This window comes from Halobacteriovorax sp. GFR8 (assembly GCF_050955245.1).
Taxonomy (GTDB): Bacteria; Bdellovibrionota; Bacteriovoracia; order Bacteriovoracales; family Bacteriovoracaceae; genus Halobacteriovorax_A.
Window position 1 is genome coordinate 1703708 of the sequence record NZ_JBPBLR010000002.1, and the last position, 22462, is coordinate 1726169.

Sequence of the window (22462 nt, forward strand, 5' to 3'; positions counted from 1 at the left end):
TTAGTTTAACACACTAGTATTGGCATGAAAGTACTGATCCACACTAAAATCATAAGGGCGCACAATCGACATCCCATCAAGTAGTCCAACTAAAAACTTAGCGTATCCTTGAGCTGCATTGCCGCTTGAAATATTTGCAATGATATCGGCCATGTCAACTTGTTTAACAATTTGAGTACCAGCAGCTGTTGCGTCAGATTGCAAAACCGTTACAACTTGAGCACCATCATTGACCATATACACAAAGGTTCCAGGATTATTTGTTCTAAATGAACGATAAGACGTATAGAGAGTTATTTGATTAATCGTTGGATCTGTAATGTATGGGTAAATTAAATTATCAATTTCAGTAACGACAGAATCCTTGATTTTGACAAACATATGCTTAGTGCCGACTCCATCTTCTATGTACCTTATATGGCTAATAATCCCATTGGTATTTTCATAATTAGTCTGACTATAGTTGATACCGTTTACTTGTGCGTTCATTTCGTGAATTTGAATAGGTGCTTGCGAAGTTATCTCTCCACTTGTTTCATAAATTCTGCTTCTTAAATCCGTCACCATCGGATCCGGATTTATATCGTAATCTTCTACAAAGTAAAACGTTCCATTTTCCTCACCTAAAAAATGTGCATTTGATGTATAAAATCTTGACTCTGCAACTTGAGTGTCAGTATTGACACAAGTGAGATGGCCCCCCGTCGAAGCAGATAATTGAAAACAAAAATATGAATCATTAAATGCTAACTCATTTTCATTAAATCTCACATTAGAAACAGTACCAGGTAAAGACGAAACTTCTGTTATAACTTCGTCTTCTCCCATATGATAAATCGTTCGATTAGTAGATGAATAAATATAGAGAGAATTATTAACAACCATAAACTTTCGCGGATCAAGTCCCGCGGCTCCAGGTATATAATCATCAACAATTCTTGTTCCACTAACTGTGCCATCCGTCACCCATAGCTCAGGCCCATTTACAGCATCGCCTCCTCTAAAATACAGCTTACCATTGAAGGAAACATTTCGATCCTTCATGACTGGAGAGCTGTAATATGTATCCGTAACAGTTTTCAGCATTTTAGTTCCTGCAACTGTCGTATCAGTCACCCATAGATCATAAGTTGAAGCAGCAGATTTAATAATAAAGAATAATTGATTTCCAGCTCGATTTAAAAAAATTGGATCTGATTGGGTATCACCAAAACCAGGAATAGTTGCCAGAACATTAAAGTTATTATTCTTATCAATAAGAATGATGTCGTAATTTGGAGAATTAAAACCTGCTACAATAATACCATTAGAAAATGTGTAGTGGTTCCCTATTGAATCGGATGCCTGCGTATCAGTATTAGACATCTTCGAATAGGAAAAACTAGCATTAGGGATTTGAACCGTGTCAGCAGCTAAGCCTTCACTTAGATAAACTTCGTTGCCGGCCCCTGTGTTGTTGATCATTAAGAACGAGAAATTTGTTGTTGTAACAACCTTTCCTTCTCCATCACCTGAGGAAGAACCAGATTCATCCTCAAAATCAAAATCGACATGAGAAACACATGAAGTTAAAAGAAGGACAGACAAAATAAAAATTAAATACTTAATAGATACCTCAGCAGATAAACATGTTATTTCTTTATCGAACTAAAATAAAAACACTTGAAGAAAATCTAAACTTTTTTCATTACGACATGCCTGAAAAACATTAATTATTTCCATCGCTTATGTACTATTAAATGGTTGAGGTACAAATCTATACTTTAGCTTAAGAGAGTTTATTAAGGTCACTTTTAGGTTGGTAACCGAATCACGCGAGCTGCGCTCTTTGATTCTTGAGTCAGTCAGCTCCGGCTCCTGCCCTGTTGTGCGTAGATATTCATTCAATATAAAATTATTTAACTCTTCAAAGAACTGTACCCGACTCGTCCCTTCCTGGGACTCGCTGGGTTGAATAGCGTCATCTGCTCCTGCCCCGTTGTGCGTAGATATTCATTCAATATAAAATTATTTAACTCTTCAAAGAACTGTACCCGACTCGTCCCTTCCTGGGACTCGCTGGGTTGAATAGCGTCATCTGCTCCTGCCCTGTTGTGCGTAGATATTCATTCAATATAAAATTATTTAACTCTTCAAAGAACTGTACCCGACTCGTCCCTTCCTGGGACTCGCTGGGTTGAATAGCGTCATCTGCTCCTGCAGATGACGCTAACAAAAAACTAACTTGAATAATCTTTGAAAGTCGTCATAATAAATTCATGGAATTTAGTATCATGGTCTCTTTCTTTGTCGCATTATTATCAGTCGTAAACCCAATTGGTGCACTTCCAATGTTTATGGGGCTTACGAAGAACCTTTCAAAAACCCAAAGAAGAAGCATGGTACGAGTCTGCTCAATTGCAGTATTTGTTACCTTAATCATTTCTCTATTTATTGGAAAAAAAATCTTGTCCTTCTTTGGGATCTCTATTGGTGCCTTCACTGTAGGAGGAGGAATACTAATCTTCTCAATGGCAACTTCCATGATCAATGCTAAGGACGTTGAGTCTAAGCTGACTCAAGAAGAGATGGATGATGACTCAATTCGAGAAGTCGGGATTGTACCACTTGCCATTCCCCTATTAGCTGGCCCTGGAGCAATTTCAACAACCATCATCTATGCTCAGAATTTGACCTCACCACTTGATTGGGCCCTAAGTATTCCAATTATCTTCCTGGCCGTTCTTTGTATTTATATTGCCCTTATTAACGCTAATCGTATTAGTGAAAAAGTTGGTCAATTAGGAGTAAATGTCACAACACGAGTCATGGGTCTTTTCCTCTTGGCCATGTCAGTTGAAATGATAACAAATGGCCTTGCTTCAATTCTACCGATTCTGAAAGCAAAGCTTTAAAGCTCAACACACTGCGTACGCCTTTCTTGACCGAAGAATTTATATTCTTTAGAATTAGGCTTCATGTTTATTTTAAAGATCCTAGTTACTATATTTATCACACTATCACTTGCTCATGCGTCTAACCATCAAGCAATTGAGGCGAAGTGGTTATCCCTTTCAAAAGAATTTAACTTAGACCCGAGCGAGCACGGCTTCTGCTATATTTATCAAGGTCAAGTCTTTGGTAGAAACGCACACTTAAAAAGCCGTCTGGCCTCAACGAGTAAGCCAATTACCTCACTAATGGCACTTGAAACATTAGGCCCAAACTTTCATTATGAAACAAAAGTCTACTCTAATGGAAATAGCATTCACCTAGAGGGTTCAAATGATGGGATGTTTAGTGAAGAGAAAATCTTCTATTTAATTGCAGCACTAAATGCAAATGGGATCACGAAACTCGATACAATTAGCTTTGATGACAACACTCCTATTTTTGCCATCGCTTTAAGGCCATATATGAGCATGAGTGAAGCTTGGTATTCAAAAGAGTATAATATTGAACAATTGCAAGAATACTTTAACCTGAGTAGTAATAAGAAAATCAGAACAAGACTTAATGAGTTTTTAGAAAAAACAGGAGAAGACAGACTAAGAGAATTAGGGCTCCCACTTAAAGCTTCCGCATATCAAATGAGCGTTAAAAGAATTCTCTATGCCAAATCAAATCCACTCAACAATATTAACAGGACTTATCTAATAAAGTCTCCAGGCTTACTTACTTATTTAAAGTTTCAAAACTCTGTCTCACATAATTGGCTTTCTGATATTACTTATAAGAGCTATGGAGCAGAGAAATACTCGAGCTGGTTTTTACAAAACTTAGTCGAAGAGAAACTCGGAAACGACTACTATCAAAAGAGAGTTGGGTTCAAAGAGAATGAAAAGAACATTAAGCTATATACGGGCTCTGGCCTTGATTCTAAAGTCGACGGCAAAAGAGTTGATAACCATGCTACATGTGCCATCGTCTTAAGCGCGTATCTCGAACTTGAAAACAGCTTACACCAAACAGGCAATTCTCTTGAACATGTTCTCCCTGTTGCAGGTATTGATATTGGAACTCTTTCAAAGAGGCTAAACTCACAAAGAAATCGCGGTGCCATTCTAGCAAAAACTGGAACCCTCATGAATACAAAGTCTTTAGCAGGAAAAATTTCAACGCAACAAGGTCCAATCTTTTTTGGCCACTTTCATCATGTCTTTAAGTCAAATGGCCAAGACCAATACAATGCGAAGATCGTTCAAGACCTAATGACCGAGTTTATGATTGAAGAATTTGGTGGTGCAAAAAAAATCAAGAATTATATGAAACCAAGACATTTTATACCACTAGAAGGTACGGTAGAAGAAATCTAAATGAATAAAACTGTAATCCCAATCGTCATCTTACTAATCGGACTTGCCACTTATATCTCTAATGAAAGTACAAAAACGGTACAAGAGAAATTTCAGGAACCTACTCCAATTAATGCAATTGAATCATCAATTGCACAAAAGCAAGCGGCACTAAAAAAGCCTAAAAAAATTATTTCTAAAAAAGATGAGGCCAACCACAAACTCTTAGGGGCCCTGGCAGACGAACGCGAGGATCTCGTTATCCAAGCTCTGAAAAGTGGCGCTAATCCCAATCTCATCTTTAACAATAGACATTTCACCATGGCCATGGACAAGAGCTTAAACTGTAATCCAAACGTCTTAAGAGCATTAATTAAAGCAGGTGCCAATCTCCAACTTAAAGATACGCACGGTAAAAATGCAATGGACTATGCAAGAAGAAACGGTAGTCCTGAGTGTATTAAAATTTTGAGTGAGGCCGGTTTAAACTAAAAAGAAAATTGGGCCTTGGTTTTTACTTTAAGAAGAAAAGATAGGATTTTAGAACAAGAGAAAAAAACAGATTCCTGTTTTTCAGCATGGCCGGTAGAAGTGATATTGGGACTCTTATTAAAGAACCAAGGCCGTCCAACCATTGATACTATTAATAAAGCAATGACCGTGCCAACTTTTTATATGACCAAACCAAGGTTGCTCATAATAATATCAACAACTTAGTACTGGAGCAAAAAGGTCACTGAGGTCAAAATGAACTCGTTTTCTAACTTAAAGAAAGGGTTCAAAGTGCACACCGCAGTGCATCGTTCGTATATCTTATGAGTTACTATGATAAGAATTTAGATAAAACAGGATCTAATTTTGAAATAATAGGTAGTGCATCTTCAGAGAATGGAGAAAGTGAAAATCGAATCACATTCGTAGCAGCTTCATCACTAAGGTCATAGGCCTTTGCAATACGTGAAGGCTTGATAATACCAGATGCACAAGCAGAACCACTTGAAGCACAAATTCCGGCCATATCTAAGGCCATCATAACAGTATTAATATTCTTGTCATGCACACTGAAGAAAATGGTAGTGGCATTTCTCATTTTTGCCTTAGCACCAATTATAGTAATTTTTTGGCCAAAGTTTTCAACTAACCAATTTTCAATTTCATCTTTTACGCCTTGAGTTCTTTCAATATTTGAATTTGAAAGATTATAGTCGAGAGCAAGATTGATTGTATAAACACCAAAGGCATTCTCTGTTCCTGATCGCATGGCCTTTTGTTGGCCACCACCACGAATTAATGGGGTCCAACTTGCCTCTTTTGAAACAAGAGTAAAGCCGACACCTTTAAGCGCGCCAAATTTATGACCAGAGAAAGTATAATAATCAAGGCCAAGAGTTAATTGGTCCCAGTCTTTGATTTTTCCAACAACTTGTACACAATCGACATGAACACAAGCGCCAGTTTCTTCTTTAACTTTTAGAACCTCATCAAGATCCCATACGACACCATTCTCATTATTCACATATGTGAAGTTAATGAGTTTCTCACCTTCAAATTTGTTTAAGGCCTCAACGACTTCTTGTCTATCAAAGTCACCACCATGTGTTTTCAACACGTGAAAAGTACCACCAAGAAGCTCGACGTGCTCCTTTTGATTAACCATACTCGAGTGATCAACATCAAAGCAGAAGACATGAAAACTTTCTTTTGCTTTTAAAGCATTAAAGCAAAAACCCTTTACAACACTATTGATGGCCTCTGTTGCACCAGAGTGAAAGAAGACATCATACTTTGTCGCATTGAAAGTATCTTGAATTTTTTTAATGGTTTGATTGATTAAGGATTTTGATTTCTTTCCTACTTGGTGAATCGAAGCTGGATTACCAAAGTAGACGGCCCCCTCGCAAAGCCAGTCTTGGACTGGTTTAACTAAGGGGGCCGTAGCATTATAATCTAAGTAGAGATAATTATTGATTAATTTCACCTAAACCTGATCTAATTCCTGAAGCGTACTCGCTAAATGCACTTTCAGTTGAAGTGTTCTGAGTAGCAGCTTCTACAGTTTGAGTAGTTTGCTCATTAGAAGCTTCTTCACCTCTAACTTCTGACTCAACCTCACCTGATTTTCTTACAAGGTCACCTAAAGAAGTTGTCGTTAGGTATTCGCTCATAATGAAACCAAGATTTTGAAAGTAGTTCTTAGACAGGTGGAATTCAACAGTGCTTGCTTGCTCTGCCTCTGTTCCAAGGATGTCTTTAGCTGGGTTGATATTTTCTCCAACACATTCAAGAACATCTTTAATTGTGATTTCTTCCATTGAACGAGCAAGAACATAACCACCACCTGGTCCTCTTACAGACTTAACAGCTTGGCCATTTCTTAGCTTTCTGAAAAGTTGCTCTAGGTAGTGTAGTGAAATGTTTTGTCTTTCTGAAATTTCCTGAAGTCTTACAGGGTTTCCGTTGCTGTGAGTAGTTAGGTCAAGCATTGCTCTAACTGCGTAGCGTCCTTTCGAAGTGAGTCTCATTGGTCTTCCTCCATAAATCCAAATGTTAAATAAAAAAATAGTTTTTAAACTTTAAGCAAATAAATTGTGTGCTAATTAAGGACTCGCATTCCGTGCTATCCTTTCAAGTGAAAGATTTATTCCGTTAAAATCTTTCTCCTAAATATTATGTCAGCCCACAAGTCTTAAAGTCAACTTGATTTAATCAATTATTATAAAAAAATATTTTTTCTTTACTAGAGTTCATGGAACACAAGAAAAAGTCAATAATATCTATATGTTAGAAGATATTTCGAATGAGATGACTAGATATGCCAAACAGAGTTAATCGGTTATTTCTGCCCACTTGTTAGAAGATGTTAAAAAATAATTTTCTTTAAAAAATAGTTTCGAGAAGCGTTTTCTTCATCATCTTTTTTGTCGTTGGTTTCAATACTTAATTGAAAATAATTGAAATCATCAGAAAGCTCGCGGTAGATATCTCTGATGTAATCCTTACCCCACTCAACAAGAAAGTATTTTTTCTCATCTAGGTACATTGCTAATTCAAGGTGGATGATTTCTTCAGCTGAATCAAGACGGTAGAAGTCGGCATGGACAATATCACCACAGTCATTGATAAGGGAATACGTTGGAGAACCTGACTTGTCTTCACCAAGGAAGACATTAGTAAATGTCGTTTTACCAGCACCAACTGGGCCATCAAGAATAACAACCGATGGCTCATTTAATGATTCTTTTAACTCGACAATAATATTTGAAATATCACTTTGGTAAACTTTTTTCCAATGCCTAACATCTTGATAGTCAAACAACAGGTGCTCCTTAGAATTAATTGCTTAGATATTTATTTTCCACGATAAAGATCAATACGCAATCAAAGGCAAACCATACCTTACTTAACTGGATGGTTTCTAAATAAATTTAACATATCCTTAGTAACATTTGAGATTCCACTAAATACGGCCTGAGACACAATCCAGTGTCCAATATTGTATTCAGCAAATAGTCCTTGTTCTAAAAGTGGTCTAACACTCTCCATTGTTAGTCCATGGCCTGCATGAAATGCAACGCCAGAACCTTCAAGAGTTTTAAAACACTCTACATAACTATTTAAGTGAGGGTTTAGATCCCCTTCTTTAAGGAAATCAATCGCAAAGGCACCAGTATGGATTTCAACAGCATCGGCCTTAAGTTCAATGGCCTTCTTCATTACCTCTGTCGAGGCTTCAACAAAAAGAGAAATCTTCGTTTTAGGTGAATGCTCTCTTAGGTATGACATTGTTTGAGAAACCTTGTCATAATTAGCAGGAGACAAGTCTAGGCCACCTTCAGTGGTCTTCTCTTCTCTCTTTTCAGGAACAAGACAAATCCAATCTGGTTTAAAATCTGCTGCTATTTCAACAATTTCTTTAGCACAACCAATTTCAAGATTAAGTGGTTTTTCAAAACGCTTTGTTACGGCCATAACACTTGTTAAGTCCGTATCTTGAATATGTCTTCTATCTTCACGTAAGTGAATTGTAATTTGATCAGCACCGGCCATTAAAACATCTTGGGCGGCATTTGCAACACTTGGGTAGCCTTCATCTCTTTGTTGTCTAAGAGTTGCTACGTGGTCAATATTTACACCAAGTCTTGGAATCATTTTATCAGTCATTATGCAATTTCCTTTTTAAGAGCGCTTACAAGACGATCACAAACAGCATTAATTTTGTCTTCACAACGTCCTTCAACCATAACACGAGCAAGAGGCTCAGTTCCTGAGTATCGGAAAATCACACGCCCTTCTTCACCTAATTCTTCTTCACATGCCTTAAGTTCTGCAGCAAAAGTTGGCATCTCTTCTACCTTTTTCTTTTGTGAAACAGAAACGTTCTTTAAAACTTGTGGGTATAATTCAACTTCTTGAGATAATTCATTGATCGACTTCTTAAAGAAGTAAGTCGCTTCAATTGACTTAAGGGCCGCAAGTGTCCCATCACCAGTAGTCGCGTGTTCAAGGAAGATAATATGACCAGAAGGTTCTCCTCCAAGTAGAGCATTTTCACTTCTCATATATTCCATAATATAGCGATCACCAACTGCGGTACGGTGAAACTTAAGTCCAAGTTTTTTTAGGTAATTTTCAAGGCCAAGGTTTGACATAATTGTCCCAACGACAGTGTCACCTTTTTTAAGCTTACCTTGCTCAAGTAAGAGCTTAGCGAAAATACCAATAAGTTTATCGCCTTTGATGAGACCGCCATCTTTATCTATTACTTGAATTCGATCAGCATCTCCATCAAGACAGAAGCCCATATCAGCACGAAGCTTTACAACCTCTTGACTTGCAAGTGTTGGGTGTAAGCTTCCACAATTTAAATTGATATTTTGTCCATTAGGATTTACGCCTAGTGGAAATACTTCAGCTCCAAGCTCACTCATCACAAGCGGAGCAACTTTGTAGCTGGCACCGTTTGCACAATCAACAACAACACGCATACCACTTAGATCGCATTCCTCATCAATTGCAGACTTAACGTGAACAACATAGCGTCCTTCAACACCCTCAAGTCTTTTAGCACGGCCAATTTCGGCCCCGACCTTAGGTGGGATCAACTTAGGATTTAGAACAAGCTCTTCAAGTTCAAGTTCTACTTCATCAGGGAGCTTAAATCCATGAGCGTCAAAAAGTTTAATTCCATTATCATCGTAATCATTATGTGAAGCTGAGATCATAACACCTGCATCTGCACGCATTGAAGTTGTCACAAAAGCAACACCTGGTGTTGGAAGAGGTCCTGTAAAAATCACTCGTCCACCTTGTGAAAGAACACCAGCTGAGAAAGCTTGTTCAATCATATAACAACTAAGTCTAGTGTCTTTTCCTACGATGATTAATGGTGTTTTCTTATTTTTATTCTTCTTTTGGAAATAAAATGTTACAGCACGGCCAAGGGCCGTCGCGATCTCTGGAACCATTGGATAAATATTTGCCTTACCTCTAATTCCGTCTGTTCCAAATAATTTTCTTTCTGTCATTATCTACTCACTTTAATTATTTCTGGGTGTATTTTTAATAAATGAACGTCCTCTGGCAGCTCTGCCCTTAGGCGAATATCTGCACTTCTTCCCATATCAGAAGGAATCTCTGCATATACCTTAACTTCGCTCGCCTTTATATCATCTCGGCCTGTCGTTAGTACATCTAAAGAGACTTTTCTAATGCGAGAACGAAACTTTATATTAGGCGCAACAAATAGTATTGGAATATTCTTAAGAGTTAAATTCGCCTTTTGAGGTCTAATATCATACTTGAAGTTAATTGTATCACTTTCACCGTAACGAAGAAACTCAGGAAGGTCTTCAAGTTGAATTGGAACTTCTCCTTGACCAGATAACTCAGAGAGGTCGATAAGACGTGTCTTAACTTGTCCAACAGTTCTCATGATATCACGCGCACCTTCAATTTTAATCTTAGAGCGATTAATTGAAGAAGAAATAAGCTTAAGTTCCTTTGGGAGATTATTCATATAATTTATCTTAATTGGAACATTTTTATAAATTAGCTTATCTAATTTTATCGTTAAGTGTTTTGGCTTAATATCGACGACTTCAACACCAAATGGAACAATCAAGTCAGTCTCACTAATTGAGTACTTAACTTGTTTTGTGGAGCGATCAACCTTCATCTTCTTTAAATCAACTTGTAGCTTTAAATGATCATCACCATGAAAGTCTTTTAAAAATGCACGGGCACCTTTCAACGTAACATGAATTTCATTTGCCGATACAGAAGTAACATCCATACTAGTGGCAGGAAGAACCTCTAGGTTGTATATTCTCTCAGTTGTTATAGGTTCAGAGTTTACAACATAGAACCATAGGAAGATGGCCAAGATAATACTCAGTAGAGTTAGTAGTTGATTTTGAATTAGTTCAAATAAGTTATTACTTTTAATTTTTTTTAACATCTTATGCCTGCCCTACGATTTGAGATTGTAGATCAAGTCTCTTTCCGGCCCACGCCTTTTTAAGCATCATGCGTAGCTCATTTTCATTATGTGAATAGAAAAATTGGCCATTGATACATAATTTAATCTTACCTGTCTCTTCACTAACGATGATAACGATAGCATCTGAGACTTCAGAAACCCCAAGGGCCGCACGGTGGCGAGTCCCGAAGTGACGATCAATTTCAATATTCTTTGAAAGTGGCAAGAAGCAGCCTGCTGCTAAGATCTTTCCATCTCTCAAGATAATTGCACCATCGTGCAGTGGTGAGATTGTTTGAAAGATCGAGTAGATAAGATCAGAGTGAATGGTCGCATCGATAATCGTTCCAGTATCGATATAATTTTGGAGTCCATTCTTTCTTTCAATAACAATAAGAGCGCCGGTTCTCTCTTTTGAAAGGGCCGTTACACTTTTTATAACTTCTTCAATATCATAATTTACTGGAGAACGATCAAAGAAGTTAAACATCTTCCTTCCTGTCCCAACAGTAGCAAGAGCTGCTCGTAACTGATCTTGAAAGATAACAATGAAAATAATGAAGATATAATCAAAGAAATGTTCGAGAATCCAATTTACTGTGTAGAGATTGTATTTAATCCCCAGAGTATAAAGGACAGCGAGAAAAACCATTCCAAGTAGAACTTGAATGGCCCTCGTCCCTTTTACGATCTTTAAAACCTGATAGATCATAAGAGCGACAATGCCCATGTCGAAAAAATCTTTAATGCTTAATTGCTTTAGTAGCGTTGAAAATAATGTCATAATATATAAGTTGCTAAATATTTAAAATGTTTGGAGTTTAATGATGCCTATAAAAACGCAGATAGTAAACACATCAGGTGAAGGCTTTTACGACATAACTAAAGAGATCCGACAATGTCTTAGAGATCTGGATCCACAAAGCACAGATGGTATCCTAGTGTGTCAAATTCAGCACACCAGTGCCGCGTTGTGCATCAATGAGGCATTTGACCCCAGCGCCAAGCTAGATCTGGAGAACTTTCTAAAACATCTGGCCCCAAGAAACCTCCCTTTTATCACTCATACAGCTGAAGGTCCTGATGACTCTCCTTCTCATATGAAGTCTATACTTATGCAAACGTCACTCACATTAATCGTTGAAAATGGTGAACTTGATATCGGTCGTTGGTCAGGGATTTATCTTTGTGAATTTCGAGATGCCCCTCATACGAGGAAAGTAAAAGTGAAGTTTATGCAGGGATAAAATACAAGGGCCTCAAAAATGAGGCCCAAGCACTATATAGTTTTGTTTGTGTTTTATTAAATCAAATAGTTTAATGAATTATTTTGTTGATTCGTAGATTGCTTTGAATCCGTCGAAATCTCTTGCAGCGATTTCAGCAAGCATCTTTCTGTTGATTTCAACATTGTTCTTCTTAAGCTGTCCCATGAACTTTGAATAAGAAGTACCAAGAAGCTTAGCAGCTGCAGAAATACGTACGATCCAAAGTCTTCTCATATCTCTTTTAAGAAGTCTTCTACCGATGTATCTGTAGTGTAATGCTCTTTTTACTGTTTCAGAAGCGTGATAGTATTTAGTTCTTCTTGAAAAGTGAAAACCTTTCGCTAATTTAAGAACCTTATTTCTTCTCGCTCTTGCTTTAAAACCTCTTCTAACTCTAGACATAATTTACTCCATTTTTTTGACGTTTGGGGACCAAGTGAATGGTTCTTTCGTTCTTTCCCAAAAATCAGGTTAAAAAAACAATTTTGTCGATTTAAAGTTTCGACCAACTCACTCTTTTTTTGAATCGCTTGCGCTTAGAAAATTAAGCGTAAGGTAGACATCTCTTTACACGAGCAACATCTGAAGCGTGAACGTAGTCAGTTTTACCTGCTCTTTTCTTCGCATCAGTTGGCTTCTTTTCAAGAATGTGTCTTAGGTTAGCTCTTTTTCTTTTGAACTTTCCGTTACCTACTGGCTTAAATCTTTTAGCAACAGCTCTTCTAGTCTTCATTTTTGGCATTTTATACTCCTTGAATTTTACTCACCTTAAGGTAAGTCGAGAATTCAACAAAATACAACAAAACTATAAGTGCATATTTTTATCAGGTTTAATCACTTAATGCAAAGAATAATCGATAAATTGAAAAAAAATATCAAGGACTTAGGATGAAAAGAAAAACAAGTGCCCAATGTAAAATCAGACACTTACAAGATTTAGTTACTTAGCTTTCTTTACAGGGGCAACGATTGTAATAATGCGATTCCCCATCATTTTGATCGGAGACTCGATTGCTGCACCAGCTTCTTCACAAACCCCATTTAGGATTGCTTCGAATTTCTCTTTCCCCATATCTTTATAGGCCATTTCACGACCTCTAAATTGCATAACAAACTTAACCTTGTCACCACCCTCTAAGAACTTGTAGGCTCTTTTAAGTTTAGTTTCAAGATCGTGTGCTTCAATATTTGGACGTAATTGAATTTCTTTTAGCTGAACCTTGGCCTGCTTCTTCTTAGCTTCAGCAGCTTTCTTTTGAAGAGCATACTTATACTTCCCGTAGTCCATTAGCTTTACAACTGGTGGTTTAGCTGTTGGAGCAATCTCAATTAGATCAACACCAAGCTCATCTGCAATTTCGCGTGCTCTATCAATTGATACAACTCCGTATTGCTCCTCATCACTCATTAGTCGACATTCTGAAACTCTAATTTGCTCGTTAATTCTTGGGCCTCTTTCTTTTCTTGGCCTTCCACCTCTAAAATTGTTGCTAATAAATCACCTCCGGAAATAAACCAATTATTAGCGAATCAGTTATTTTCAATAATTACAATTCTAATGGCTGCCCACTAGGATTGCAAACATAACAAAAAATATACCCACAGTATACATTATTGAATGAGATATTTCTCATAAAATGACAGATATTGCCCGCCATGAGACGTAATTCTTATAAAATACTCCTCAGATAAGCAAAGATCAGTATATATATTCTTAATTCTCGTATAGTCTTTTAGTTTTTCAACTCCAAATTCACAACTCTCAAGTTCACCAGCGTGAAGGTCAAAACTCTCAAGGTGTTTGTTTTGAAGATTACCAATCATTGGAACACCGACTCTATAATTTTCTAGAGTATCATCGGCAAAAACAAAGAGCTCATCGCTTTTAAAATGAATAAGCTGACCATGAACAATCTCAGACATCAATCGAGCAGCGTTAGCAAAGAGTTTAGAAAAGTCCTCTTCCCATGGGCCTACGGCCAACCTGATATTTCCAATTTGGCGCTTTACTATCTTCGTCTCCATCATCTAATCCTTATGTCCTTCATCATCTGGCTCCATATGAATCAAGATATCAACATCACGACAATAGTCTTTTAACATGACTCTTAGACGGTCTTCAACAGTATGTGCGATATCATGTGCCTCCCCTAGAGAGAGATCTGGCTCAAGAAGTAGATGAAAATCAATTTGCATCCAAGTCGAATTTCCACGTGCACGAAAATTATGAATATCACGAACATGCTTTATATCTTCAAGAGATGAAATATACTTATCTTTTAAAATAGGGGCCACATCTAAAAGATCGTTTAAATTTTCTAGAGTAATCTGAATCCCTAGATAGATCAAATATAGAATAATTAAGCCACCAACAATATAATCAATTAAGTAAACCTGAAAGTAAGCAGCAACAATTGAGATAAGAACACCAAAGCTAATAATCATATCGCCAAAGGTGTGATTGCTATCAGCAGTTAAAATTTGAGAGTTAAGCTCGCGCCCTTTGCGTCCTTCATAAGAAGAGACCCAAAAACTCATAATCATTGAAATAATAATTGAGAGAACAGGGATTGGACCAAATTGGCCATACTTTGTCTGCGTTCCCATAATGAGGTCATGATAATCAAGACCTAGCTTGATTGCCGAACCAAAGAGCATAAAGGCAATAATAAGGGCACCAAGGTTTTCAAATTTATGATGGCCATAATTATGCCTACGATCACGTGGCTTTGAAGCAAGAGCGATTGTAACAATACCGAGTAGGTTTGAGGTTCCATCAAAAACAGATTCAATACCAGAGGAACGAAGTGAAATGAAATTAAATTCGATACCTGCAAAAATCTTTATAAGAGCTACAGCTAAATTTAAAAAGAAAGTAATAATTAAAACTTTCTTGATTTCTTTTTCTCTCTTAGATAACTCTAAATGCAAAAGATCTCCTATTTAGACAACTTTGAAGTTTAACTTCAGTTGATCTTTTAAAGTTTTTTCAGTCGATTGGATAAACTCGTCTAGTTTCGCTCTATTTGCAATGACATACGAATTATCCTCGTAACCAAGAACTCCAATTTGTTCAAAGTAAGTAAGTGCCGTCTTCATAAGCTCAACATTCTGACTTTCAGCAAAACGGATAATGCGCTGACTAAGAATTTCGGCCTTAAAAACGTCAACAAAGCGTTTCATATAGTCGGCCGCTTTGAAGTGATCAACACCATCCTTTTGAAAGCTCTCAAGAGTAAGTGCTGAAACGAAGTAAGCTTCGTTTATATATGTTAAGCTACGTGCAAAAAGACTCAGTTTCGAAGCGACTTCATATAAGTCTTTATTAGTAAATTCGATAGCATCTTGTAGATTCGTAATTTCTCTTCCAACAGCATTACTTAAAATACGAAGTGTCTTGGCATAGTACTCTTTTACAGTTGGAAGATAGAACTCCATCTTAAGCATATCTCTTTGCTTAACAAAGAATGTTTTAAGATCGTCGACATTATCAATCTCACCACTAAAGACATTGAACCAAGCTAGTGAGATTGTCCAAGGGATGATGAAGTGGTGAACAATAGTATTCTTAAAGAATAGAAGTTCGCCGCGGCAGTTTTTCTTAATTGCGTAAAAAAGTGAAGTTCCTTCACTTTGGCCAATAACATCCACTTTGTTATTACCAATGAGAATATCCATAGCACGTCCGATGGAATCCTCTAATTTACTTGCCTTTAAGCCTTCGGTAAAAGGTATGTCATATTGCTGACAGTATTCTAAAATCGCCTGTGCTTTTAAAATAATATCATTCCACTTCAATGCACCACTAGGCTCATCTAATAGAATTAAAACTAAGAGATTTGTTGGTGTGATTACCATTTGATCACCAACACTTCTAAAGCATTTAAAAGCAAGCTCTCTTACATTTACCTTATTTTTTTCAGGGTCATCAAGTTTATGAGCATATTGTGGCTTACCAAGAGAGATGTGAATCTTTCCAAATTGATAGGCCATGAGCTTAAAGAGGCCAAACAGTTGTCCTGTTGACTCCTTCACTTTCTTTCCACCCATCATCTCTTTTGCCAGTGCCTTCTGCTCAGGAACATACTCATGCGCAATACTAACAGGAACAAAAGCAAGTCCACGCTCTTTAGCGTCAGGTAGATGAGAATGGGCCTCAAGTAACATTTGATAGAGGCCGTACTTAGGGGGTCTAAGTTTCCCAGACCTTGTTCTTCCACCTTCAAAGAAGAACTCGATTGGTTCCTTGCGCTTTAAAAGAGCAAAGAGATAAGCTTCCATTGTAAATTTATAAAGAATATCATTTTGAAAACTTCTTCGAATAAAGAAGCAGCCTGACTTTCTAAAAATTTTACCAATTGGAAAAATATTTAAGTTATCACCACCAGCAACGTAGAGCATACGCTTATATTGCTTAAAGAACTTATAGTTAATTGCAATATAGTCAGCATGAGATTGGTGGTTTGGAACAAGAACCACGCTGGCCTCTTCTAAAAGAGCATTGAGGTCTGTTTCATTTTCATTAAAGCTAACTCCATCATATAGACGAGGAAGAGTAGCATCAAAGAATTTTGCCATCGATTTTAGATAAGATGGAGAATAGTCGGCCTTCATTTCATTGAAGTTGGCGACAACCTTCTTTTTTGTTTGAGCTGGATTATCACTTTCTTCAATTCTTTTTATAAGTTTTGGATAACTTAATAAATCGTCAAGAACACTATTTCCCATATTCTAAGGCCTTTCTTATCTTTTTCCGTGTGGCTTACTTTCGGCCATTCCTGATGAAGACATTTCCATAAATAGTGCTGCTTCACTCATATTTACAAGTTTATCAACACCAAGGTAAGTCATTCCAGAACGGATACCACCAGTTAATTCATTGATAATTCCTTCAGTTGGTCCTTTACATGGAATCATTGTATCAACACCTTCAGCGGCCATACCTTTTGGAAGCTCTCCACGCCAAGAAACTTGTGCGGCCTTTGATGCCATCCCACGGTATTCTTTCATACCACCCTTGACTTCACCTGGAGTTTCAAGTGCTCCAGACAATAGTGAGCCTGCCATACAAGAACTAGCTCCAGCACTAAGTGCTTTTACCATATCACCAGAGTTCTTAAGGCCTCCATCGGCAATTACAGGGACACCTGCTTTCTGTGCTTCAGCAACACACATTGCAATGGCCGTTAACTGAGGAACACCGTGTCCTGTAATAATTCGAGTGGTACACATACTTCCAGGTCCAATTCCAACCTTAACAGCATCTGCACCTTTATCAATCATGCGCTTTACCCCATCAGGAGTTGCAACATTGCCCGCGATCACATCAATTTGTGGGTAGTTCTTTTTAATATACTCAAGAACTTCCATCATCATGATTGAGTCGCCATGTGCGATATCAACAGTAAGAATTTCTACACCAAGAGCTGCAAGAAGATCTGCTCTTTTCTTACCTTCTTCTTTAACGCCAACGGACGCAGCAATTGGAAGATTGATTGAATGTTCTTTAAAATAGTTTTGGATTGCTTTAACGTCTTCAACTTGTTGCTCAGGAGACATAAAACGGTGAAGGATACCAACACCACCTAAGCGTCCCATCTCCATTGCCATTTCAGGGCCTGTTACCGTGTCCATATTGGCAGCAATAATAGGGATATCAATTGAATGATTCTTCGTAATTTTTGTTTTAAGATCAGTATGACGACGAGAAGAGATCTCTGAATATCTCGGAACTAATAAAACATCGTCAAAAGTTAAGCCTTTACCACGACTAAGAATACCATTTGCTTTGAATGTTAAATCCATTAATCTCCCCTAAATCTAGAAACTTGTGTGCGTTATAACGACGAAATAATAACATTGTCGAAATAACACGCACAAGGTAATTTTTAGAGTTTATACTTAGGATCTACTTGAAGGTATACAGACGAAATCTCGATGAAATAAAAGCGAGAAAATCTTCGTCCTGTGTCATACTCCCAAACACAGCAGAGTATGCTGAGCCCAGATCAAATCGTTGCGTAATTTGCCCACGTGAATCAATATAGTAAACAGTCTTGCCAACAGTTGTCACAACAAGCCCATCTTTCCAAACGGCCAGTGAAGAAACTGCAAGCTCATCAACTTTAATACGCTTTACTTCATTAAACGACGAATCAATATAGACAACTTCACCGTTTACACTACCAAATGCAGCAAGCTTACCACCATCAACAAGAACACCTTTACGGTTTGATTGAAAAGCAAGTTTCTTATAAAGAACACCTGACTTCAGATCAATAACTTCCATTTTATCATCAACTGAGCCAACGATTAGTTTAGAGTTAAAGATTGTCGGTCTCATGTCGACGTCAACAAACTTCTGACCAGCACTCATGCGTCTTTCCCAAAGGACTTGGCCCTCTTCAAGAGAGAAGCATATGAAGTAGCCATCAGCAAAGCCAGCATAGACTTTATTACCAGAGATTAAAGCAGTTGATGTTCGTTGAACTGTTGAGTAATAAGGAACAGATCTCTTATATGACCAAATGACTCTTCCTGTGTAGGCGTCGATATTGAAGAGTTTATGATTTCTTGTATGAACAAAAAGTCTACCATTGTGAACAACAGGAGTTGAGTCAACACCTGCATCCAAATCAAACTCATATGCTAGCTCCCCCTTATTAAAGTCGTAAGCATAGACGCGACCTGTATTGTCTCCGAAGATCAATAGGTTTTCATAAACAATTGGAGCACTTGTCATCTGACCTTTAATATTTAAAGACCACAGAAGTCTGCCAGTTTCAACATTGTAAGCATTAAAGTGCCCACGGCCATCAGCTGCAAATAATTGGCCATCGTGAATTAAAGGAGAGGCCAGTGAGATAGGAAGATTACCGCTCTCGTAACTAGGTTCTAAATTCTTTGCCCAAGCTAGTGTAAGAGGTTTCTTCTCTAATTTATCTGCTGATAACTTAGTCGTCACACTGTTTAGTGTTGAACAAGAAGTAAGAAGAATGGCCACAATCGTGGCCGTTAGAATTTTTATCATAAGATTACTTAATTTTTGCTAAATAGCTCTTAGCTAGTGATTTGTAGACGTTTTGAGTTGTAAGAGTCAGAACTTTATCAAAGTGAGTTTTCGCCTTTGCCATGTCACCTTTTTGAAAGTACATACGTCCTAGATCAAGCTCTATACGCCCCATTGTTAGATTATTTTCATTATTCTTAAGTTCAGTTAAAGATGCAATAGCACCATCAATATCATTAAGATCTTCTTGAACCACGGCCTTTCTTAAATTAACAAAGTAAGACTGTAGAGAAGTTCCTGGCTGCATCTTAGTAAGAATATCTAGTGCAATTTTGTTTTCACCCTTATTAGTAAGGTAATCAACAGCTAGTAAGCTTGTTGCAAATGAAGCTGAAGTACTTGCGTAGTCATTTAAAAGAAGTCCTAGCTCTGCACTCATTGCCGCAGCATCTAGTCCACCTTCTTGATATTTCTTTAAGGCCCCTTGCTCAAATTGATAGAAAGCAGTTGCAGCTTTTTCATTAGTTTGTGCTTTTGTGTAAGAAAAGATTCCGTATCCACCAATGGCAGCTACAATTAAGAGAATCAGTCCTAGAAATAAAGCTTTGTTTTGAGCGATAAACGCTCCAAGCTCAGTTGAATTTAATTCAGAATTTAGGCCTTCATTTGGCGCTACCTGTGTTGTCATCCATTACCCTCTGGTTAAAAATTTTTATCATTTTAATAAAGAACATTGAAAGTTGTCAAAAATACATGAGTATTGTTAAAATATATTTACTCATAATTAGGAAAAAGGAAAATTACGCACCATGAAAAGGATTTCTCTAGTAATAGCAGCTTTTATTATCTCTTTTAACACTCTTGCACTGGAACGTGTTGGACGCCTAGGAATAGGCTTCTCAAATACTGTTAATAATAATATTCCATCACTTTCAATTAAAGTTCAACGCAGCACAACGTTTGCATATGGTGCAATATTTGGTGTAAACACTGCTGACAACGGTGGCTGGCATGGTGGAGTTCGCCTCTATCGCAATATTTTCGATGAACCATATCTAACTTTCTATGCGGTAGGGGCCGCAGTTTTACTAAATAATAAGAACCCTGGCCAAGACTCAGACTCAGGATTTCAAGGAGATCTAGGATTTGGAACAGAATTCTCATTTCAAGGAGTCGACAGTATTGGCTTCAGTACTGAGTTTGGTATTCGTTTTGAGAATATTGATGAATTTGAAGTGACAACAATGGGTGAGCACTTTATTACAGCAGGTTTCCACTTCTATCTATAAGACTAGATTAAATTACGGACAAATTAATGTTTAAAAATAAAATTATATTCTTCATTACACTACTATGCCTTCAAGGTCTTTCTTTGGCCCAAGAAGGAATGGTCGGTGCAGATGATGACCTCAATATCGGTGGCGATATCTTTTCTGACTTCAACGAAGATCTTGAAGAATCTCAAATCTATGAAGATGAGCGCTATTATAAGTACGGCCGCTTTTTCTCGTTTTCAATGGCAATTGGTTACACGACGTGGTCGGGAAATCGAGGAATGCTATATGAAGACCTACCACCTACTTTTGGCCTAACAATTCAGTACTTTTCAGATTTTCAATCAGCTTGGAATATAGGTTTTGCATACTCTAAGCATAACATTACGCTTACCTATCCAACTCAAGGGATCCAACAGTTCCCGACATCTGTTGATATCTCCATGCTAAGATTCTACTTTGGTTATCGCTACTATATCGATACATCAAACCTTGGAACGGCCATCACTTACTCAAACCCTTATTTAACAGCAAGGTTTGAATATTGGTATGAACAAGAAAAAATCACAAACCAAGACGGAGAAGTAGAAGACTCTTATGGAGGAGTTGGAATTGCTCTTGGTGGTGGTCTTGAATTCCCTATAAAAATAAAAGAATCTTACGTCAATGTTGAGGCATTGGTTCACTCTGTTGCCCTTCAAGATGTACGTACTATTAAGTATGCTCCTGCCACAAAGGGCGGGCCAGGTGTGAGTGACCTGACTGGTTTCGCATTCACTCTTATGGTTGGGTATGTTTGGAATTGGTAGCGCAAAAAAAAGAAATAGATAACACAACAAGGATAGTTAAATGAACAGATTAAATTCAGACCTAGGTTGGCTAGTACTTAGAGTTTCAACAGCACTAATGATGCTATTAGCTCACGGTTGGGGCAAGCTTGCTAACTTCACAACACTTCTTACAAAATTTCCAGACCCAATTGGACTAGGGATACCATTTTCACTAACTGCAACAGTTTTTGCAGAAGTCTTTTGTCAGGCCTTCATTATCGTAGGATTTAAAACTCGTTGGTTTGCAGCAATCTCTGCTATTACGATGCTAGTTGCGGCTTTTGTTATTCACGGAAATGATCCATTTGCTTCAAAAGAAAAAGCACTACTCTACGCCGTAGCTTATATTGCTATCTTCTTTTCAAATGGTGGAAAGTACTCAGTTAAAGCATAACCTTTCTAATATAGGGGAAGAGGTCACTGGCCACACTTCCCCTAACCCCTTCTTCATTTTCATATAATAAATCAGCGGCCCGGCCATGCACCCAAACCCCAAGACAAGCAGCTTCCTCTAAACTAAGGCCCTGTGCTATAAAGCTTCCTATTATTCCGGCCAAGATATCCCCTGTTCCGGCCATTGCAAGGACAGGGTTACCAGTTTTATTCTCATAGACAAGATTCTGTGAAGACACCAAAGTCTTATGACCTTTTAGAACACAGGTGCTTGAAAATTTCATGATTTTTTTTACTGATGATAAGCGATGTTTTGAAACTTCTTCTCGAGGGACATTAAGTAATCTAGCCGCCTCACCTTCGTGTGGTGTGATAACAGTATTCACCAACTTCATTGTACTCTGGGCCTGTGATAAGAACCATAGAGCATCGGCATCCACAACTTTCTTATGAGTGAGATGACAGAAGTGATCCCACATGAACTTGCCCCATTCATCTCGGCCAAGGCCTGGGCCTAGAACAACACTTGTCGCCTTTTCTAAAATGAGACTTGCATGATTAAGTCCTCTCTCATTGGCATCAATTCCTCGAACCATAAGTTCAGGACGTCCAGCTAGAATACCTGAGACGTTCGCCTTTCGAGTAAGCACACTTACCATTCCTGCGCCGGCGCGTAGAGCTCCTTCAGCCGCAAGCCGTGCAGCTCCGGCATATCCTAGGTTGCCACCGATAACAACAACATGGCCAAAGCTATACTTATTGGCATTCTTATCCATTACTGGAAGCTTTTTTAAGAGAGAAAAAGGAAAGTCATTACTCATACCTTCCTTTATCGGAAAGTATCGATAAGGTACACGCCATCTTTTTCAAATTAAGATAAATTAAGAGGGAATTTTATAAAACTTAAAAAAAAAGGCCCTTTAATAAGGGCCCTTC

General features: G+C 37.8%; 25 protein-coding genes. 7 read left to right on the forward strand and 18 right to left on the reverse strand.

The window, feature by feature from the left end:
* The gene (locus ACRXC1_RS08565; protein ID WP_433658069.1) at positions 1–1587 is read right to left on the reverse strand and encodes a hypothetical protein; all 1587 of its coding nucleotides are present in this window, start codon (positions 1585–1587) and stop codon (positions 1–3) included.
* A 671-nt stretch (positions 1588–2258) separates the two neighbouring features.
* On the opposite strand from ACRXC1_RS08565, the gene ACRXC1_RS08570 reads away from it, so the two are divergent.
* The 3 genes from ACRXC1_RS08570 to ACRXC1_RS08580 all read left to right on the forward strand — a co-directional run bounded on the left by ACRXC1_RS08570 (position 2259) and on the right by ACRXC1_RS08580 (position 4766).
* Positions 2259–2894 (forward strand): MarC family protein, encoded by a 636-nt coding sequence (locus ACRXC1_RS08570; protein ID WP_392911793.1) that lies wholly within the window; start codon positions 2259–2261, stop codon positions 2892–2894.
* 63 nt (positions 2895–2957) lie between these two features.
* Positions 2958–4295 carry a D-alanyl-D-alanine carboxypeptidase gene (locus ACRXC1_RS08575; RefSeq protein WP_433658071.1) on the forward strand — a complete coding sequence of 446 codons (1338 nt, stop codon included), beginning with the start codon at positions 2958–2960 and terminating at the stop codon, positions 4293–4295.
* Positions 4296–4766 carry an ankyrin repeat domain-containing protein gene (locus ACRXC1_RS08580; RefSeq protein ID WP_433658073.1) on the forward strand — a complete coding sequence of 157 codons (471 nt, stop codon included), beginning with the start codon at positions 4296–4298 and terminating at the stop codon, positions 4764–4766.
* Positions 4767–5097: 331 nt separating this feature from the next.
* Here ACRXC1_RS08580 and ACRXC1_RS08585 read toward each other — a convergent pair whose 3' ends face one another.
* The 7 genes from ACRXC1_RS08585 to cdaA form a co-directional block, all read right to left on the reverse strand.
* A complete protein-coding gene (locus ACRXC1_RS08585) occupies positions 5098–6252 on the reverse strand; it encodes a cysteine desulfurase family protein (protein WP_433658075.1) in 1155 nt (384 codons plus the stop codon).
* Positions 6236–6796 (reverse strand): Rrf2 family transcriptional regulator, encoded by a 561-nt coding sequence (locus ACRXC1_RS08590; protein ID WP_392911804.1) that lies wholly within the window; start codon positions 6794–6796, stop codon positions 6236–6238. The genes ACRXC1_RS08585 and ACRXC1_RS08590 overlap by 17 nt, the downstream gene beginning before the upstream one ends.
* A gap of 338 nt (positions 6797–7134) precedes the next feature.
* Positions 7135–7590, reverse strand: coding sequence for a tRNA (adenosine(37)-N6)-threonylcarbamoyltransferase complex ATPase subunit type 1 TsaE (gene tsaE, locus ACRXC1_RS08595; protein ID WP_433658078.1), 456 nt, complete (start codon positions 7588–7590; stop codon positions 7135–7137).
* Between the two features lie 80 nt (positions 7591–7670).
* Complete coding sequence (locus ACRXC1_RS08600) at positions 7671–8435, reverse strand: pyridoxine 5'-phosphate synthase (protein ID WP_392911807.1); 765 nt, start codon at positions 8433–8435, stop codon at positions 7671–7673.
* Entirely contained in the window at positions 8435–9799 is a 1365-nt protein-coding gene (gene glmM, locus ACRXC1_RS08605) for a phosphoglucosamine mutase (RefSeq protein WP_433658080.1), read from the reverse strand. The genes ACRXC1_RS08600 and glmM overlap by 1 nt, the downstream gene beginning before the upstream one ends.
* Positions 9799–10731, reverse strand: coding sequence for a CdaR family protein (locus ACRXC1_RS08610; protein ID WP_393098782.1), 933 nt, complete (start codon positions 10729–10731; stop codon positions 9799–9801). Before ACRXC1_RS08610 ends, glmM begins: the two co-directional genes overlap by 1 nt.
* Before the next feature lies 1 nt (position 10732).
* Positions 10733–11536, reverse strand: a complete 804-nt coding sequence (cdaA, locus tag ACRXC1_RS08615; protein WP_392911813.1) for a diadenylate cyclase CdaA — start codon at positions 11534–11536, stop codon at positions 10733–10735.
* Between the two features lie 43 nt (positions 11537–11579).
* Here cdaA and ACRXC1_RS08620 point away from each other — a divergent pair, with 43 nt between their 5' ends.
* Positions 11580–11999: a secondary thiamine-phosphate synthase enzyme YjbQ gene (locus ACRXC1_RS08620; RefSeq protein ID WP_392912040.1), complete on the forward strand. Its 420-nt coding sequence runs from the start codon at positions 11580–11582 to the stop codon at positions 11997–11999.
* Between the two features lie 78 nt (positions 12000–12077).
* On the opposite strand, the gene rplT is transcribed toward ACRXC1_RS08620, so the two are convergent.
* The 9 genes from rplT to ACRXC1_RS08665 form a co-directional block, all read right to left on the reverse strand.
* Positions 12078–12422: a 50S ribosomal protein L20 gene (gene rplT, locus ACRXC1_RS08625; protein WP_021267308.1), complete on the reverse strand. Its 345-nt coding sequence runs from the start codon at positions 12420–12422 to the stop codon at positions 12078–12080.
* Between the two features lie 142 nt (positions 12423–12564).
* Positions 12565–12762 (reverse strand): 50S ribosomal protein L35, encoded by a 198-nt coding sequence (gene rpmI / locus ACRXC1_RS08630; protein WP_021267185.1) that lies wholly within the window; start codon positions 12760–12762, stop codon positions 12565–12567.
* Between the two features lie 198 nt (positions 12763–12960).
* Positions 12961–13515, reverse strand: coding sequence for a translation initiation factor IF-3 (infC, locus tag ACRXC1_RS08635; protein ID WP_392912042.1), 555 nt, complete (start codon positions 13513–13515; stop codon positions 12961–12963).
* A 116-nt stretch (positions 13516–13631) separates the two neighbouring features.
* The gene (locus tag ACRXC1_RS08640) at positions 13632–14045 is read right to left on the reverse strand and encodes a hypothetical protein (RefSeq protein ID WP_433658084.1); all 414 of its coding nucleotides are present in this window, start codon (positions 14043–14045) and stop codon (positions 13632–13634) included.
* A 3-nt stretch (positions 14046–14048) separates the two neighbouring features.
* On the reverse strand, positions 14049–14951 hold the full coding sequence (locus tag ACRXC1_RS08645) for a cation diffusion facilitator family transporter (protein WP_433658086.1): 903 nt from the start codon (positions 14949–14951) through the stop codon (positions 14049–14051).
* A gap of 12 nt (positions 14952–14963) precedes the next feature.
* Entirely contained in the window at positions 14964–16748 is a 1785-nt protein-coding gene (locus ACRXC1_RS08650; RefSeq protein ID WP_392911819.1) for a 1-acyl-sn-glycerol-3-phosphate acyltransferase, read from the reverse strand.
* A 15-nt stretch (positions 16749–16763) separates the two neighbouring features.
* Positions 16764–17825, reverse strand: a complete 1062-nt coding sequence (locus ACRXC1_RS08655) for a guanosine monophosphate reductase (protein WP_392911821.1) — start codon at positions 17823–17825, stop codon at positions 16764–16766.
* 103 nt (positions 17826–17928) lie between these two features.
* A complete protein-coding gene (locus tag ACRXC1_RS08660; RefSeq protein WP_393098777.1) occupies positions 17929–19050 on the reverse strand; it encodes a PQQ-binding-like beta-propeller repeat protein in 1122 nt (373 codons plus the stop codon).
* Between the two features lie 4 nt (positions 19051–19054).
* Positions 19055–19717: a YfgM family protein gene (locus ACRXC1_RS08665; protein ID WP_393061823.1), complete on the reverse strand. Its 663-nt coding sequence runs from the start codon at positions 19715–19717 to the stop codon at positions 19055–19057.
* A 121-nt stretch (positions 19718–19838) separates the two neighbouring features.
* Between ACRXC1_RS08665 and ACRXC1_RS08670 the strand changes: the two genes are divergently transcribed.
* From ACRXC1_RS08670 to ACRXC1_RS08680, 3 genes are read left to right on the forward strand one after another with little or no spacing between them, the layout of a single operon-like run.
* Positions 19839–20318: a hypothetical protein gene (locus ACRXC1_RS08670; protein WP_433658090.1), complete on the forward strand. Its 480-nt coding sequence runs from the start codon at positions 19839–19841 to the stop codon at positions 20316–20318.
* Between the two features lie 26 nt (positions 20319–20344).
* Positions 20345–21112 (forward strand): hypothetical protein, encoded by a 768-nt coding sequence (locus ACRXC1_RS08675; protein WP_433658092.1) that lies wholly within the window; start codon positions 20345–20347, stop codon positions 21110–21112.
* Between the two features lie 40 nt (positions 21113–21152).
* On the forward strand, positions 21153–21527 hold the full coding sequence (locus ACRXC1_RS08680) for a DoxX family protein (protein ID WP_392911828.1): 375 nt from the start codon (positions 21153–21155) through the stop codon (positions 21525–21527).
* Here ACRXC1_RS08680 and ACRXC1_RS08685 read toward each other — a convergent pair.
* Entirely contained in the window at positions 21517–22347 is an 831-nt protein-coding gene (locus ACRXC1_RS08685) for an NAD(P)H-hydrate dehydratase (protein ID WP_433658094.1), read from the reverse strand. The genes ACRXC1_RS08680 and ACRXC1_RS08685 overlap by 11 nt on opposite strands.
* Positions 22348–22462: the final 115 nt, after the last annotated feature.

Excerpts from the sequence above, each read along its gene's own strand:
- ACRXC1_RS08680 (WP_392911828.1), top strand. The coding sequence starts at position 21,153 with ATGAACAGATTAAATTCAGACCTAGGTTGGCTAGTACTTAGAGTTTCA.
- ACRXC1_RS08570 (WP_392911793.1), top strand. The coding sequence starts at position 2,259 with ATGGAATTTAGTATCATGGTCTCTTTCTTTGTCGCATTATTATCAGTC.
- rpmI (WP_021267185.1), bottom strand. The coding sequence starts at position 12,762 with ATGCCAAAAATGAAGACTAGAAGAGCTGTTGCTAAAAGATTTAAGCCA.
- ACRXC1_RS08675 (WP_433658092.1), top strand. The coding sequence starts at position 20,345 with ATGTTTAAAAATAAAATTATATTCTTCATTACACTACTATGCCTTCAA.
- ACRXC1_RS08580 (WP_433658073.1), top strand. The coding sequence starts at position 4,296 with ATGAATAAAACTGTAATCCCAATCGTCATCTTACTAATCGGACTTGCC.
- ACRXC1_RS08660 (WP_393098777.1), bottom strand. The coding sequence starts at position 19,050 with ATGATAAAAATTCTAACGGCCACGATTGTGGCCATTCTTCTTACTTCT.
- glmM (WP_433658080.1), bottom strand. The coding sequence starts at position 9,799 with ATGACAGAAAGAAAATTATTTGGAACAGACGGAATTAGAGGTAAGGCA.
- ACRXC1_RS08610 (WP_393098782.1), bottom strand. The coding sequence starts at position 10,731 with ATGTTAAAAAAAATTAAAAGTAATAACTTATTTGAACTAATTCAAAAT.
- ACRXC1_RS08590 (WP_392911804.1), bottom strand. The coding sequence starts at position 6,796 with ATGAGACTCACTTCGAAAGGACGCTACGCAGTTAGAGCAATGCTTGAC.
- ACRXC1_RS08670 (WP_433658090.1), top strand. The coding sequence starts at position 19,839 with ATGAAAAGGATTTCTCTAGTAATAGCAGCTTTTATTATCTCTTTTAAC.
- ACRXC1_RS08655 (WP_392911821.1), bottom strand. The coding sequence starts at position 17,825 with ATGGATTTAACATTCAAAGCAAATGGTATTCTTAGTCGTGGTAAAGGC.
- ACRXC1_RS08575 (WP_433658071.1), top strand. The coding sequence starts at position 2,958 with ATGTTTATTTTAAAGATCCTAGTTACTATATTTATCACACTATCACTT.
- ACRXC1_RS08620 (WP_392912040.1), top strand. The coding sequence starts at position 11,580 with ATGCCTATAAAAACGCAGATAGTAAACACATCAGGTGAAGGCTTTTAC.
- ACRXC1_RS08600 (WP_392911807.1), bottom strand. The coding sequence starts at position 8,435 with ATGACTGATAAAATGATTCCAAGACTTGGTGTAAATATTGACCACGTA.
- ACRXC1_RS08650 (WP_392911819.1), bottom strand. The coding sequence starts at position 16,748 with ATGGGAAATAGTGTTCTTGACGATTTATTAAGTTATCCAAAACTTATA.
- rplT (WP_021267308.1), bottom strand. The coding sequence starts at position 12,422 with ATGTCTAGAGTTAGAAGAGGTTTTAAAGCAAGAGCGAGAAGAAATAAG.
- ACRXC1_RS08665 (WP_393061823.1), bottom strand. The coding sequence starts at position 19,717 with ATGACAACACAGGTAGCGCCAAATGAAGGCCTAAATTCTGAATTAAAT.
- ACRXC1_RS08640 (WP_433658084.1), bottom strand. The coding sequence starts at position 14,045 with ATGGAGACGAAGATAGTAAAGCGCCAAATTGGAAATATCAGGTTGGCC.
- cdaA (WP_392911813.1), bottom strand. The coding sequence starts at position 11,536 with ATGACATTATTTTCAACGCTACTAAAGCAATTAAGCATTAAAGATTTT.
- ACRXC1_RS08685 (WP_433658094.1), bottom strand. The coding sequence starts at position 22,347 with ATGAGTAATGACTTTCCTTTTTCTCTCTTAAAAAAGCTTCCAGTAATG.